We start from the raw sequence: 13,932 nt of genomic DNA, 5'->3' as shown, positions 1-13,932 counted from the left end.
GGAGTTTTGATATGAATCAAAAGATGCCGAGATCTATTGTGGGAGCGAGCCTGCTCGCGAAAGCGTTGCGTCCTTCAGCCCATTTGTAGCTGATCCACCGCCTTCGCGAGCAGGCTCGCTGCCACAGGGGAAGTGTGCAGTCAGGTGAGAATGGGGAGATTAAAAAACGCCCGGGCACACGCGGTGGTATGTGCGGCCAGCGCTTCCTCGGTCTCGCCGCGATGCAGCGCCACCTCGCGCAGCACTTCGCTCAGATACGCCGGCTCATTGCGGCCGTTTTTCGGCTTCGGCCGCAACGTGCGCGGCAGCAGATATGGCGCATCGCTTTCCAGCATCAGCCGCCCCGGCTTGATCTCTTTGACCAATGGATGCAGATGCGTGCCCCGGCGTTCGTCGCAGATCCAGCCGGTGATGCCGATGTGCAGATCCAGATCGAGGTAGCTGAACAAAGCCTTTTGCTCGCCAGTGAAGCAGTGCACCACCGCCGCCGGCAGTTGATCGCGGAAGTCTTTGAGGATCTCCAGCAGCCGCTGGCTGGCATCACGCTCGTGCAGGAAGACCGGCAATTGCAGTTCGACGGCCAGCGCCAGATGTTCTTCGAGAACCTTTTCCTGTTGCGCGCGCGGGGAGAAGTCGCGGTTGAAATCCAGCCCGCATTCGCCCACCGCGACGACGCTGGATTCGTTCAACAGACTGCGCAGACGACGGGCGCTGTCAGCGTTCCAGTCGCTGGCCGAATGCGGGTGAATACCGGCGGTGGCGAACAGCCGTTGGCCACTTTCATCCAGTTGCTGGCACAGTTCCAGCGCCTGCTCGCTACCCTCGACGCTGGTGCCAGTCAGCACCAGTTGGCAGACGCCGGCGGCGTAGGCGCGGTCGAGCACGGCCTGGTGTTTGTCGGCGAAACTGGGGTTGGTCAGGTTGACGCCGATATCGATGAGTTGCATGGTGCTACCTCGGGCCGAAGGCCGGAAAGCATATCAGAGCTGTAGATTTATAAGAAAAGCCAAGAACTACAAAGACTTATGGCTGTCTGTTGAGGCCGCGGGGGACTCCGGGGTGGCGACAATGCCATCACTGTGCCAGTCTCACGCACTTTATCAGCGCGCAAAGCGCTCTGTTTTCGTCGGTGATGTCGTCTCTTTTGCGACGAATCGCCCCGTATTCTTTTCGGAGAGTGGATGCATCGTCCCTCGGTTCTGCTGCTGTTGTGTGCTGCGTTGCTGCTGCCGATGACGGCGGCCGCGCGCCTGCCCGGACCGCTGCAAGCCGTACCGGCGAGCAAGGTTCGCGACCTCTCCGAAATCCGCAGCAGCCGCGTGTTGCGGGTGTTGGTCAATCAGAGCCGCAACAGCTCCGGCGAAGTCCAGGGCCAGGCCATCGGTGTCGAGTACCACCGATTGCGCGCGTTCGAGCAATACCTCAATGGCCATGCTCGCGACGGCCAGGAAGTCACCCTCAAGATCATTCCCAAAGCCAAGGATCAATTGCTCGGCGCTTTGCAGCGCGGCGAAGGCGACATGGTCGCGCCCGGTGAATTGCTCGATCTGCCATCGGGCTATGCAGTGGCCAGCAGTGAGCCGATTGCCAGCAACGTGCCGCTGGCGCTGGTCGGCATCAAGGGCCAGCGCCGGTACACCAAGGTCGAGCAACTGTCCGGCAAGACCCTGGCCTTGCCCACCGGCAGTGCGGCGGGGGAGGTGGTCAGCCAGCTCAACCAGAAACTGGCGCTGCACAAACTGGCGCCGATCAATATCGAGTGGGTCGATCCGACGCTGGCGGTCGAAGATGTGCTGGAGATGGTTCAGGGCGGGATTTTCCACCTGACCATTGTCGAGCAACCGATTGCCGAGCGTTGGGGCAAAATCCTGCCGAAGCTGCGTCTCGATCGGCAGCTGAGCCTCGGCGAGCCGGGCGAAGAACATTGGTTCGTGCGCCGCGATGCGTCGATGTTGCGCGCGAGCATCGATCGCTTCCTCACCGGTTACAAGAGACCGTCGGATGAAGACGCCGCTTTCCTGCGCATCTATCGACGCCTGTATCAGGTGCACAATCCGCTGGCCAAGGCCGATCGCCAGCGTCTGGAAAAACTCCGTCCAACCCTGCAGAAGCACGCCGATGCGCAGAACATGGACTGGCTTAACCTGGCGGCGCTGGCGTTCAAGGAATCGCGTCTGCAGCCCAACGCCCGCAGCGGCAGCGGTCCGACCGGGCTGATGCAGATCACTCCGTCCGCCGCGCAACGGGTCGGCGTGAACAATATCCAGAATCTCGATGCGAATGTGCAGGCCGGCGCCAAGTACCTGGCGATGATCCGCCGCAAGTTCTTCAGCAGCCCGAAACTCAACGAGCGTGAGCGCATGGCGTTCACCCTCGCCGCGTACAACATCGGCCCCGAGCGCGTCCAGGGTATGCGCGCGGAAGCCCGCCGCCGTGGCCTCAATCCCAACCAGTGGTTCTTCCAGGTCGAGCGCATTGCCATGGAGCAGGTGGGGATGGGCGCCGTCAGCTATGTTAATAGCGTGAACAAGTATTATCTGGCATTCGACCGGGAGCGAGAGTCGCTCGAGCCCCGGCAGCAGAAAGTGGTCACACGGAAATAATCTAACAATTCGATTGTTATGGCGAAATTTTTGCGCTTTAAACATGAAATAAACTGATTAATATAGCGACCAACCCAAACACACAAACACTTCTGCACAACAAGGAATGCACCATGAGCTCTCTGATCAACAAGGTTCTGTTCACCCGCGCCGGTTACGGCCTGACTGTCCTGCGCATTGCTGTCGGCGTGATCTTCGCCGCCCACGGTTCGCAGAAACTCTTTGGTCTGTTCGGTGGTTACGGCTTGGCCGGCACCGCACAATGGATGGAAAGCATTGGCCTGACCCCCGGCTACCTGATGGCCTCGCTGGCTGGCGGTACCGAGTTCTTCGCCGGTCTGGCGCTGATCATCGGCCTGCTGGCACGCCCGGCGGCACTCGGTCTGGCGTTCCTCTCGCTGGTGGCGATCTTCTCGGTGCACATCGGTAACGGTCTGTTCATGGCCAACAACGGTTACGAGTTCGCTCTGGCTTTGTTGGCCGGCAGCATTGCGGTCCTGATTGAAGGCGCCGGCAAGCTCTCGGCGGATCGCGCCATCGCCGGTTGAAGGCTCTGGCTCAAGGCAAAGGCCCGCATTGCGCGGGCCTTTTTTTGTTGCGGGGGATTCTTGACACTGGTCGGTCACGTTCTCTAGGATGTTGCCCATGCGCCGATTTAAACAGCTACTTGCGGGGCGCCAGGTGACTTCTACAGTTACCGTCAGAAGCCGGAACAGGGCTTCGAAATACCGCTAAAGCGCTGGTTCGGTGTTGCCTCTCACCTGCCATGCAGACTTTTGAGGCAGAGACACGACACGATGAACGCACTACGCCCTCCAGCACGTCCCGCGCCGATCACGGCACATGTCACCCAGCGCAACCCGAAAATCCTTCTTGGCGGCAAACACCAGCCGACGCTGTTGCGTTATCTCGATGGCTGGCCACGTCGCAGCGGCGGTCCTGCCGCGTTCCTGATCCAGTTTGTCGATGACGGCGAGTCGCTGGCGCGTTTTGCTACGGACAGCTTCGATCTGGCGGTGATTCAGGCGCCGAGCGCAGAAGATGCGCCGGACATGATCAAGCAACTGACCCGCGTAGCGCGGCAGGGCCTGATCACTCGGCGCTGATCAGTCTTACGGGTATTCAATCGCAACGATGTAAACGAACTGCTCGCCGGTCGGCGTCTGCACCCGCACTTCTGCGTCGAGTGCCTTGCCGATCAGCGCGCGGGCGAGCGGCGAGTCGATGCTGATCAAACCCTGTTTGAGGTCCAGTTCATCGGGGCCGACAATGCGGTAGCGCGACTGCTTGCCGTCTTCGTCTTCGATGGTCACCCAGGCGCCGAAATAGACCTTGTTTGGGTCGCTGGGTTTTTCGCTGACTACCTTGAGCGCTTCCAGGCGTTTGGTGAGAAAACGCACGCGACTGTCGATTTCGCGCAGCATCTTCTTGCCGTAGGTGTACTCGGCGTTTTCCGAACGATCGCCCTGCGCTGCCGCTTCACTCACAGCCTGGGTGACCTGGGGGCGACGCACATGCCACAACTCATGGAATTCGGCGCGCATCCGCGCTTCACCCTCGGGGGTGATCAGCGCGGTGCCGGCGGTGCGGGGAGGGCGATAACGACTCATGGCGACTTCTTGTGATTAAGACCGCTTGAGTCTATCAACCCTCGCGCAACACTGTCAGTGGGCTGGCATTCAGAGCGTGACGCGTGCCGAACACACCGGCGCCCCCAATCAGCGCGGCGCCAATCAGCGGCAGCACCAGCAGCCATGGATGCGGATGCCATGGCAGATCAAAAGCGTAGCGGTAAAGCACCAGACTGACCACCTCCGAACCGATCGCCGCGAGCAGACCGCTGACCGCACCCAACAGACCGAATTCGATACGCCGCGCCTTGATCAGCAATTGCCGCTCGGCGCCCAGCGCGCGTAACAGCGCACCCTGGCGGATGCGTTCATCCAGCGTCGCTTGCAGGCCGGAGAACAGCACCGCCATCCCCGCAGCCAGAACAAACAACAATACATATTCCACCGCCAGAGTGACCTGAGCGAGGATGCTGCGCAGCTGTTCGAGCAACGCTTCGACCTGCAGGATGGTCACCGCCGGGAAGGTCCGCGACAACTCGACGATCTGCTGATCATGCCCCGGAGCCAGATAGAAACTGGTCAGGTAGGTCGCCGGCAGATCCTTCAAGGTACCGGGCTGGAAGATCATGAAGAAGTTCGGCTGGAAGTTGTCCCAGTTGATCTCGCGCAGGCTGGTGACTTTCGCTTCGCGATTGACCCCGCCGACACTGAACATCATGTGATCGCCGAGTTTGAGTTTCAGGCTTTCGGCAACCTTGCCTTCCACCGAAACCCCCGGCACATCATCGGACGGCTGGCCGCTCCACCACGAGCCGGCGGTGAGCTTGTTGCCGGCCGGCAGATCCGCCGCCCAGGTCAGGCTCAGGTCACGCTGAATGGCGCGGTCACCGGCCGAGTCCTTGCTGACGATCTGTTGTACCGCTTCGCCATTGATGCTGATCAACCGACCCGGCACCACCGGATACAACGGCGCCGCTTGCGCGGACACCTTGATCAGGTGATCGGCGAAAGCCTGTTTGTCCGCCGGGAGAATATTCAGCGCGAAATAGTTCGGCGCGTTTTTCGGTAGCTGGTTCTGCCAGGTGTCGAGCAGTTCGCCGCGCAGCAGTGCGATCAGCGCCATCGACAGCAGGATCAGACCGAACGCCAGCGACTGCCCGGCCGCCGCCAATGGATGCCGCAACAACTGGCCAAGGCCCAGACGCCATGGCAACGAGGCGCGGGCCAGCATGCGGCGCAGGCTTTGCAGCAGCAACAACAGCAGGCCGCCCAGCACCAGCGCGGCGACTACGCCACCGCCAAGCAGGGCGAAGGTCAGCAGCAGGTCGAGGCTCAGACGCCACATGATCAGGCCCAGCGCACCCAGCGCCGCGCCGTAGACCATCCATGTGCTCGAGGGGATCGGCAGCATGTCGCGGCGCAACACCCGCAGCGGCGGCACGCGACCCAGTGCAGCCAAAGGCGGCAAGGCAAAACCGGCCAGCGCCACCAGCCCGGTGCCAATCCCGGCCATCGCCGGAAACAGGCCACCCGGTGGCACGTCACTTGGCAGCAAATCATGCAGCAACGCGAACAGCCCCAACTGCGCCAGCCAACCGAGCAGGGCGCCACTGATGGCGGCAATCAGGCCGAGCACCGTCAGTTGCAGGCTGAACAGCACCATGGTTTCCCGGCGCGACAAGCCGAGGCAGCGCAGCAAGGCACTGGCGTCGAAACGGCGACTGGCGAAACGGTTGGCTGATAGCGCCACGGCCACGCCAGCCAACAACACCGCGACCAGACTGGCCATGTTCAGATAGCGCTCGGCCTTGCCCAGCGCACCGCCAATCTGCCGGTTACCGTCACGGGCATCCTGGATTCGCTGGTTTGCAGCGAGGCCCGGTTTGATCAGCTCGCGATAAGTTTCCAGCGCCTGCGGTTCGCCGCGCCACAGTTCGCGATAACTCACCCGGCTGCCCGGTTGCACCACGCCGGTGGCGGCGAGGTCGTCAAGATTGATCAGTACCCGTGGCGTCAGGCTGTAGAAGTTGCCGGCGCGATCCGGCTCGTAGGTCAGCACGCGGGTCAGCTTGAGCGTCTTCATGCCGACGTCGATGCTGTCGCCGATCTTCAGATCCAGCGCAGTCAACAGACGCGCCTCGACCCAGGCTTCACCGGGTTGCGGTTCGCCGCCGACTTCTTCCTCGGCAAATGGTGCGGGCGCGCTTTTCAGCTCGCCACGCAATGGATAGGCACGGTCGACAGCTTTGATGCTCGACAGCTGAATGCCGTTGTCGGTGGCAATGACGCTGGAGAACTCCACCACTTGCGCATGATTCAGGCGCAGTTCGGTGCCGCTGCGGATTTGCTCCTCGCGGGCCGGCGAGCTGCCTTCAAGGACCAGATCGGCACCGAGAAACTCGGTAGCCCGCAGCATCATCGCGCCATTGAGGCGGGCGCCGAAATAGCCGATCGCGGTGCTTGCCGCGACGGCCACCACCAGCGCAAAGAACAACACGCGCAGCTCACCGGCGCGGCCATCGCGCATGAGCTGGCGCAGGGCAAGGCTGAACAGACGCAACAGCGGCAGACGTGCCATCAAGGCTCCAGAGGGGCGACCAGCAGCCCGGCTTCAAGACGGATCAGGCGCCGGCAGCGATGGGCCAGGCGTTCGTCGTGGGTCACCAGCACCAGGGTGGTGCCGCGTTCCTTGTTCAATTCGAACAGCAAGTCGCTGATGCGCTCGCCGGTGTGGCTGTCGAGGTTGCCGGTCGGCTCGTCGGCGAACAGCACGTCCGGTTCGGCGGCGAAGGCGCGCGCGATTGCTACACGTTGCTGTTCACCACCGGAGAGCTGGCGCGGCGAGTGGGTCAGGCGCTGGCCGAGGCCGACGCGCTGAAGCAATTGCGTAGCGCGCTCGCGGGCATCTTTGCGGCCATCGAGTTCAAGCGGCAACATGACGTTCTCCAGCGCATTGAGGCTGTCGAGCAACTGGAACGACTGGAAGACAAACCCGACGTGCTCGGCGCGGATTCGCGCGCGCTGGTCTTCGTCGAGATTGCTCAGGCCCTGGCCGGCGAGAGTGACTTCGCCGCTGCTCGGCAGGTCGAGTCCGGCGAGCAGGCCGAGGAGGGTGGATTTGCCGGAACCGGACGCGCCGACGATGGCCAGGCTGTCGCCCTTGTTCAGTTCCAGGCTGAGTTCGTGCAGGATAGTCAGTTCACCTTCCGCGCTAGGGACCACTTTGCTGAGGTTCTTCGCGGTGAGAATGCTTGCGCCCATGGAGAATCCGATGCGTGTATGGTTTTTGAGTGCTGGCCTGGCCTTGATGTGCATGGCCCAGAACGCAGCGGCGGGTACTGTCCTGATCGTTGGCGATAGTATCAGCGCCGGTTTCGGCCTGGATACCCGTCTGGGGTGGGTCTCGCTGCTCGAGCAGCGCCTCAAACAAGAGGGTTTCGACGATAAAGTGGTCAACGCCTCGATCAGTGGCGACACCAGTGCCGGAGGCCAGGCGCGGCTGCCGGCGCTGCTTGCAGAGCATAAGCCGGAGTTGGTGATCCTCGAGCTGGGTGGCAATGACGGCCTGCGCGGGATGCCGCCAACGCAATTGCAACAAAATCTTGCTTCGATGATCGACAGCTCGCGGCAGAGCGGCGCGAAAGTGCTGCTGCTCGGCATGCAGTTGCCACCCAATTATGGCAAGCGCTACACCGATTCGTTCGCTGAGGTTTACGGCAAGCTCGCCGTAGAGAAAAACATCCCGTTGGTGCCGTTTTTTCTCGAAGGTGTCGGTGGTCATCCGGACCTGATGCAAGCCGACGGTCTGCACCCGGCTGCCGGGGCTCAGGGCAAGTTGCTGGAAAATGTCTGGCCGACGCTAAAACCGCTGTTATGAGGCTTTTCTACAGGCAGGCTTTCGGCTAATGTGGCGCCCCCTAATTTGGAGCCCCCGATGCCGCGTCCTGCCTGGTCCCTGTTTGCCTACCAACTGATCGAGCCTGACGAGCAGCTGGATCTGTTCGCCTGCCAGGAAGTGCGGGTGCATCTGGTGACGCGGCAGCTGGAACTCGGCGGCTCGGCCGATCGCACGCTGTGCGGCACTCTGCTGCCGGCGCAACCGCGCTGGTCGAATGTTGATCGGCGGGTGTTCCAGGATCAGCGCCTGTGCTCGCTGTGCCGGGCGATTCTCGAATCGCAAAAGCGCGGCACCTCGCCGATCTGGCCTGAGCTGCGATTCGAACTTTAAGATCAAAAGATCGCAGCCTCGTTGCACTCGTCAGCTCCTACAGGGAATGCGTTGCAAATGTAGGAGCTGACGAGTGCAACCAGGCTGCGATCTTTCAGGGCGCGACACGGTCTATCGGCGTGTCTCCCGAATCCCCAAGCCGCGGTGTACAATCGCGGCCTTATACCCTTGATGATCATGCGAAGGATTTTCCGGATGTTGCCGCGCTTTCCTGCCGTCACCCGCTGCCTGTCACTTGCCGCCCTGTGTGTGGCCGGTCCCGTTGCTGCATTGGAGCTTCCCCTGCCACCACCCGGCGAGGACATCGTCGGCCAGGTGCAGGTGATCAAAGCCAAGTACGAAGACACCTTCGCCGACCTGGGTACCACCTACGATCTGGGCTATTCGGAAATGGTTGCGGCCAACCCGGGCATCGATGCCTGGCTGCCGGGCGCCGGTACCGAGATCGTCCTGCCGACGCGCTTCATCCTGCCGCCGGGCCCGCGTGAAGGCATCGTCATCAACCTCGCCGAATACCGTCTCTATTACTACCCGAAAGGCCGTGACGTGGTGTACACCTTCCCGCTGGGTATCGGCCGTGAAGGCTGGGGCTCGCCGATCGCGCACACCTCGATCATCGCCAAGACACCGAACCCGACGTGGACGCCTCCGGCTTCGATCAAGGCCGAACACGCTGCTGACGGTGATCCGCTGCCGAATGTGGTGCCGGCCGGTCCTGATAACCCGCTGGGGCCGTTCAAGTTCACCCTCGGCACGCCGGGCTACCTGATCCACGGTTCGAACAAGAAGTTCGGCATCGGCATGCGCACCAGCCACGGCTGCTTCCGCATGTTCAACAACAACGTGCTGGAAATGGCCGGCATGGTCCCGGTGGGCACCTCGGTGCGCATCATCAACGACCCGTACAAGTTCGGTCGCAGTGGCGGCAAGGTCTATCTGGAAGCGCACACGCCGCTCGATGACAAGGGCAATCCGTCGGTGGTAGACAAGCACACGGCGGTGATCAACGCGATGCTCAAGCGTGAAGACATCACCAGCAACCTGCGCATGAACTGGGATGTGGTGCGTGATGTGGTTGCGGCCGAAGACGGCCTGCCGGTAGAGATCGCCGTGCCGAATACCTCGGCGCCGATGGTGAGCAGTGCACCGATCGACCTGCAGCAATAAGAGCTGATCGAAACCCGCCGATGCGTGCAGCGTCGGCGGGTTTTTTATTGCCCGGAGAAAAGCACCGGGCACAAAAAAGCCGACCCGGAAAACCGGATCGGCTCGATAACAATCCCGAGGGATTATTACTTGCGGCTAGCTTTTTCCAGCATGCGCAGAGCACGCTCGTTAGCTTCGTCAGCAGTCTGTTGTGCTTTTTGAGCAGCAGCCAGAGCTTCATCAGCTTTACGGTAAGCTTCGTCTGCACGAGCCTGGGAGCGAGCAGCTGCGTCTTCAGTAGCGGTCAGACGTGCTTCGGTTTCTTTCGATGCGCTGCTGCAACCGGTAGCCAGAACTGCGGCCAGAGCCAGAGCAGAGAATTTCAGAACGTTGTTCATCGTGTTCCCCTTCAAGGACTTTCAAATTAAGTGGCTGTCTCCTCACGATTGAGGAAATAGCCGGCGTACATACTACCCATTACTTGTAGTAAGTAAACTGACGTAGCGCAAGAAGCAAAAAAAATTGTAGGCGTTGATTCTTTTTCGAGCAACTTTTAACTGCGCTGTATAAAAAATATCCAGCTGCAAGCCCCGGCGTGAGCGACTCAAACGGGAAAAGTTCCCGCGCTCGCGCGCTGTTTTTGCGACTTCGGCTAAAGTCTTTCTAAATGAATTCGTCCACACTTTTGTTCAGGTTCTGCGAAGCGCTTCGCGTATCTTTGTTGATGTACAGGTGACTTTAAAAAAGGTCGCACGTCTTAAGTCTCAACATTCCGGCAATGTTCAGGCAAACGGCACGCAAAGATTGTCTTGCGGCCGAACCTGCGACCATCGATGCCAATGCACGCAAACCATCCGATGACGAGCGTACCTTGAGCATTTTCGCCAATGGTGCCTACTATTCAGCAGGTGTCAGATTGCGCGAGATCGGTGTGGCTCTTCTCAGTGTCCATCAGGCACGGGGTGGCGTAGATGTTCCTTCGCCGGAAAAACATCGGTAAGGTAGGGGTCACAATTCAAGACCCGCGAGGAGTAGTGATGAGCGAGGCGTTGTCCATCCACCATGACCAGGCTGGTCATCAATTCGAGACCACTGTGGACGGTCATCGTGCTTACCTGACCTACATGGATCTGGGCAAGCAGACCCTGGATATCTACCGCACCTTCGTGCCCAATGCCCTGCGCGGCCGTGGCATTGCCGCAGCGCTGACCGAACGCGCGCTGCAATACGCCGAAGAAATGGGCTACACGGTGATCCCGTCATGCTCCTACGTCGAGCGCTATATGGAACGTCATCAGCGTCGCGCTGCGAAGATCTGAACCGCACACACAAAAACGCCGGACAATGTCCGGCGTTTTTTTATGCGCGTAAAACGCAGCTTACGTGCGCTGACGCTTCGGCAATACGTCCTTGAGCTTGGCGTGCATGCTGCGCAAGGTGTTTTCGGTGGCGGACCAATCGATGCAGGCATCGGTGATCGACACGCCGTATTGCAGGTCGGCGAGATCCTTTGGAATCGCCTGGCAGCCCCAGTTCAGGTGGCTTTCAACCATCAGGCCGATGATCGACTGGTTGCCTTCGAGGATCTGGTTGGCGACGTTCTCCATCACCAGCGGTTGCAGGGCCGGGTCCTTGTTGGAGTTGGCGTGGCTGCAGTCGACCATGATGTTCGGCTTGATCTTCGCCTTGTTCAGCGCCTGCTCGCAGAGCGCAACGCTGACCGAATCATAGTTCGGCTTGCCATTACCGCCGCGCAGCACCACGTGACCATAGGCGTTGCCCTTGGTGGTGACGATCGACACGCCACCTTCCTGGTTGATGCCGAGGAAACGGTGCGGGCTGGATACCGACTGCAAGGCGTTGATCGCCACGGTCAGGCCGCCGTCGGTGCCGTTCTTGAAGCCGACGGCCGAGGACAGACCGGAAGCCATTTCGCGGTGAGTCTGCGATTCGGTGGTACGCGCGCCGATGGCCGACCAGCTGATCAGATCCTGCAGATACTGCGGGGAGATCGGGTCGAGGGCTTCGGTCGCGGTCGGCAGGCCTTTCTCGGCCAGGTCGAGCAGCAACTGACGACCGATGTGCAGACCGTCCTGGATCTTGAACGAGTCGTCCAGATACGGATCGTTGATCAGACCTTTCCAGCCGACGGTGGTACGCGGCTTTTCGAAATACACGCGCATGACCAGGTACAGAGTGTCCGAGACTTCCTCGGCCAGCACCTTGAGGCGATCGGCGTATTCGTGGGCAGCCTTGATGTCGTGAATCGAGCACGGGCCGATCACGACGAACAGACGGTGGTCGGTGCCATCGAGAATGTTGCGAATGACTTCGCGGCCCTTGGTGACGGTGCGCAGGGCGGCGTCGCTCAGGGGGATATCACGCTTGAGCTGATCGGGAGTGATCAGGGTCTCGTTAGAGGCGACGTTTAGGTCGTTGATCGGTAAATCAGCCATCGTTTACTCGTCAGGTCACGGGTGCCGGCCGCCAGCGATCCCCGCGCGGCGGAGCACAGCAGATTTAGCGCGTCGGGGGAGCCGAACCTTAGCGCGTCAGAGGCGGCTCGACAATGGGCAAACCGTGCTTTAGTCCAGCGCTGGCTGCGCAAAAGCCTTGCGCAGGTTGTCGTGGGAGAACTCTTCGGCATGCTCCTCGACCCATTGCAGGGCCAGCGCCTGAATATCCTGCAGGTCATCGTGGCTGTCCTGCATGCGCGAATAGCGTTCGATCTGACACACCTGCTCACCCATTCGCGCGCTGAACAGGGTCTGTTCGTCAGTGAAGGCGATGCCCACCAGATAGCCTTTTTTACGGCGCAGACACCAGGCCACATAGCCCGGGCAACAGAAGTCGGCATTCAGCGTCGGCATGCGTACTTGCAGTGCAGTGCCGTGGCGCCAGGCGCGGTGGTAATTGCAAGCGATGCCGCCGAGGCTGATAGTGTGCAGCTGTTGTCTGGAAATGCATTCAGGCTTGAGTAACGTCAATTCAACCGGCACTTCGTCCGGATGAGGAATGAAACGTCCCATGAGCACAGACTCCCTGTGTCGGCCATCTGACATTGTTTCCCCCAGTATAGTGGTCGAATCCGAGCTGACCGACTTCGACGCCGACCAGCGGCTGCTGGCGATGCGCGGGGTTTCTCTGGTGATCTTCACCAGCGTCGGCTGCGCCAGTTGTCGTTATGCCCGCGAGGTGTTGCCGGGATTGCCGCTGGCTATCGATCGGCTGTGCTGGATTGACGCCGGCGACAATGGCGGGCTGGTCGAGCGTTATCAGGTGTTTCATTTGCCGGCGCTGTTTGTGGTGCGCGACGGCGAGTTCTTTGGCGCAGTGCACACACGTCTGACGGTTGATCAACTCAACCAGGCGGTGGCGCAATCGCTGAGTCGAATTGCAGAGGAGTTGCCATGAGCGAGACAGTCAGCAAGCCGGTGGTGGGGATTATCGGCACCGGTGCAATCGGCGGGTTCTACGGGGTGATGCTGGCGCGTGCCGGTTTCGACGTGCACTTTTTGTTGCGCAGCGAATTCTCGGCGGTGGCTGAGCGCGGTTTGCAGATCAACAGTGCGGTGCACGGGCCGTTGACGCTGCATCCGGCCAATGCCTATTCCGCTGCCGAAGACATGCCGCCCTGTGACTGGCTGCTGGTCGGCACCAAGACCACCAGCAACGCCGGTCTGGCCCCGGCGATCATTCAGGCCGCCAAGCCTGACGCCAAGGTGCTGTTGCTGCAGAACGGTCTGGATGTCGAAGACAGCCTGCGGCCACTGTTGCCGGATTCACTGCATCTGCTCGGTGGTCTGTGCCTGATCTGCGTGCACCGCGAAGGGCCGGGGCAGATTACCCATCAGGCCCTTGGCGCGGTGAATGTCGGTTATCACAGCGGCTCGGCCATTGATGAAGTAGCGCGCATGGCGATCGTCGAAGAGGGAGCCGGACTGTTCCGTGCCGCCGGCATCGACTCGCAGGCGATGGCCAACCTGCATCAGGCGCGCTGGCAGAAACTGGTGTGGAATATTCCCTATAACGGCCTTTCGGTGTTGCTCGGCGCGGGAACCGAAGCGCTGATGGCTGATGCTGACAGCCGCGTGTCGATTCAGGCACTGATGGCGGAAGTGGTGCTGGGCGCCAAGGCCTGTGGATACGAGATCCCGCCCGGCTATGCCGAGTACCTGTTCACCATGACCGAGAAAATGCCCGATTACTGGCCGAGCATGTACCACGACTTTGCACACAAACGCCCGCTGGAGCTGGAGGCGATTTACGCCCGGCCACTGGCGGCGGCGAACGCGGCGGGCTGCGAGTTGCCGCGCATCGAGGCGCTGTATCGCCATTTGGGTTTTATCGACCGACGCAATACCTGAGTCGGTTGTTCTGGGGG

At 60.8% G+C, this 13,932-nt stretch carries 16 protein-coding genes; 9 read left to right on the top strand and 7 right to left on the bottom strand.

The window, feature by feature from the left end; genetic code table 11:
• Window positions 1-140: 140 nt before the first annotated feature.
• Window positions 141-947, bottom strand: a complete 807-nt coding sequence (locus NF676_RS19135) for a TatD family hydrolase (protein WP_252886615.1) — start codon at window positions 945-947, stop codon at window positions 141-143.
• A 234-nt stretch (window positions 948-1,181) separates the two neighbouring features.
• On the opposite strand from NF676_RS19135, the gene NF676_RS19130 reads away from it, so the two are divergent.
• The 3 genes from NF676_RS19130 to NF676_RS19120 all read left to right on the top strand — a co-directional run bounded on the left by NF676_RS19130 (window position 1,182) and on the right by NF676_RS19120 (window position 3,709).
• Window positions 1,182-2,603 carry an MltF family protein gene (locus tag NF676_RS19130; protein WP_252886614.1) on the top strand — a complete coding sequence of 474 codons (1,422 nt, stop codon included), beginning with the start codon at window positions 1,182-1,184 and terminating at the stop codon, window positions 2,601-2,603.
• A gap of 113 nt (window positions 2,604-2,716) precedes the next feature.
• Window positions 2,717-3,151 carry a DoxX family protein gene (locus NF676_RS19125; RefSeq protein WP_016770887.1) on the top strand — a complete coding sequence of 145 codons (435 nt, stop codon included), beginning with the start codon at window positions 2,717-2,719 and terminating at the stop codon, window positions 3,149-3,151.
• Between the two features lie 249 nt (window positions 3,152-3,400).
• Window positions 3,401-3,709 (top strand): hypothetical protein, encoded by a 309-nt coding sequence (locus tag NF676_RS19120; RefSeq protein WP_095182213.1) that lies wholly within the window; start codon window positions 3,401-3,403, stop codon window positions 3,707-3,709.
• Between the two features lie 6 nt (window positions 3,710-3,715).
• Here NF676_RS19120 and greB read toward each other — a convergent pair whose 3' ends face one another.
• Genes greB through NF676_RS19105 form a run of 3 tightly spaced genes read right to left on the bottom strand, consistent with a single transcriptional unit; the run spans window position 3,716 to window position 7,435 of the window.
• Complete coding sequence (gene greB / locus NF676_RS19115) at window positions 3,716-4,213, bottom strand: transcription elongation factor GreB (RefSeq protein WP_071173132.1); 498 nt, start codon at window positions 4,211-4,213, stop codon at window positions 3,716-3,718.
• A gap of 34 nt (window positions 4,214-4,247) precedes the next feature.
• Complete coding sequence (locus NF676_RS19110; protein ID WP_252886613.1) at window positions 4,248-6,752, bottom strand: ABC transporter permease; 2,505 nt, start codon at window positions 6,750-6,752, stop codon at window positions 4,248-4,250.
• Window positions 6,752-7,435: an ABC transporter ATP-binding protein gene (locus NF676_RS19105; RefSeq protein WP_016770883.1), complete on the bottom strand. Its 684-nt coding sequence runs from the start codon at window positions 7,433-7,435 to the stop codon at window positions 6,752-6,754. The genes NF676_RS19110 and NF676_RS19105 overlap by 1 nt, the downstream gene beginning before the upstream one ends.
• A gap of 10 nt (window positions 7,436-7,445) precedes the next feature.
• On the opposite strand from NF676_RS19105, the gene NF676_RS19100 reads away from it, so the two are divergent.
• From NF676_RS19100 to NF676_RS19090, 3 genes are all read left to right on the top strand, one after another.
• On the top strand, window positions 7,446-8,051 hold the full coding sequence (locus NF676_RS19100) for an arylesterase (protein ID WP_056788467.1): 606 nt from the start codon (window positions 7,446-7,448) through the stop codon (window positions 8,049-8,051).
• A 57-nt stretch (window positions 8,052-8,108) separates the two neighbouring features.
• On the top strand, window positions 8,109-8,402 hold the full coding sequence (locus tag NF676_RS19095; protein ID WP_016770881.1) for a hypothetical protein: 294 nt from the start codon (window positions 8,109-8,111) through the stop codon (window positions 8,400-8,402).
• A 195-nt stretch (window positions 8,403-8,597) separates the two neighbouring features.
• Window positions 8,598-9,569, top strand: a complete 972-nt coding sequence (locus NF676_RS19090; RefSeq protein WP_024013783.1) for a L,D-transpeptidase family protein — start codon at window positions 8,598-8,600, stop codon at window positions 9,567-9,569.
• 125 nt (window positions 9,570-9,694) lie between these two features.
• On the opposite strand, the gene oprI is transcribed toward NF676_RS19090, so the two are convergent.
• Window positions 9,695-9,946: an outer membrane lipoprotei OprI gene (oprI, locus tag NF676_RS19085; protein WP_003183784.1), complete on the bottom strand. Its 252-nt coding sequence runs from the start codon at window positions 9,944-9,946 to the stop codon at window positions 9,695-9,697.
• A 639-nt stretch (window positions 9,947-10,585) separates the two neighbouring features.
• On the opposite strand from oprI, the gene NF676_RS19080 reads away from it, so the two are divergent.
• A complete protein-coding gene (locus NF676_RS19080; RefSeq protein WP_016770879.1) occupies window positions 10,586-10,867 on the top strand; it encodes a GNAT family N-acetyltransferase in 282 nt (93 codons plus the stop codon).
• A gap of 60 nt (window positions 10,868-10,927) precedes the next feature.
• Here the strand turns inward: NF676_RS19080 and NF676_RS19075 are convergent, their stop codons facing one another.
• Window positions 10,928-12,004, bottom strand: coding sequence for a 3-deoxy-7-phosphoheptulonate synthase (locus NF676_RS19075; RefSeq protein ID WP_016770878.1), 1,077 nt, complete (start codon window positions 12,002-12,004; stop codon window positions 10,928-10,930).
• Between the two features lie 129 nt (window positions 12,005-12,133).
• Window positions 12,134-12,577 (bottom strand): PilZ domain-containing protein, encoded by a 444-nt coding sequence (locus tag NF676_RS19070; RefSeq protein ID WP_041478403.1) that lies wholly within the window; start codon window positions 12,575-12,577, stop codon window positions 12,134-12,136.
• Here NF676_RS19070 and NF676_RS19065 point away from each other — a divergent pair.
• Entirely contained in the window at window positions 12,576-12,962 is a 387-nt protein-coding gene (locus NF676_RS19065) for a thioredoxin family protein (RefSeq protein ID WP_041478405.1), read from the top strand. The two genes, NF676_RS19070 and NF676_RS19065, sit on opposite strands and share 2 nt — an antisense overlap.
• Window positions 12,959-13,915: a putative 2-dehydropantoate 2-reductase gene (locus tag NF676_RS19060; protein ID WP_252886612.1), complete on the top strand. Its 957-nt coding sequence runs from the start codon at window positions 12,959-12,961 to the stop codon at window positions 13,913-13,915. The genes NF676_RS19065 and NF676_RS19060 overlap by 4 nt, the downstream gene beginning before the upstream one ends.
• Window positions 13,916-13,932 lie beyond the last annotated feature (17 nt).

It is taken from the genome of Pseudomonas siliginis (genome assembly GCF_024072275.1).
Taxonomy (GTDB): Bacteria; Pseudomonadota; Gammaproteobacteria; order Pseudomonadales; family Pseudomonadaceae; genus Aquipseudomonas; species Aquipseudomonas siliginis.
The sequence above is the reverse complement of the archived record's forward strand: the minus strand, read 5'-3'. Positions and strand labels throughout refer to the sequence as shown.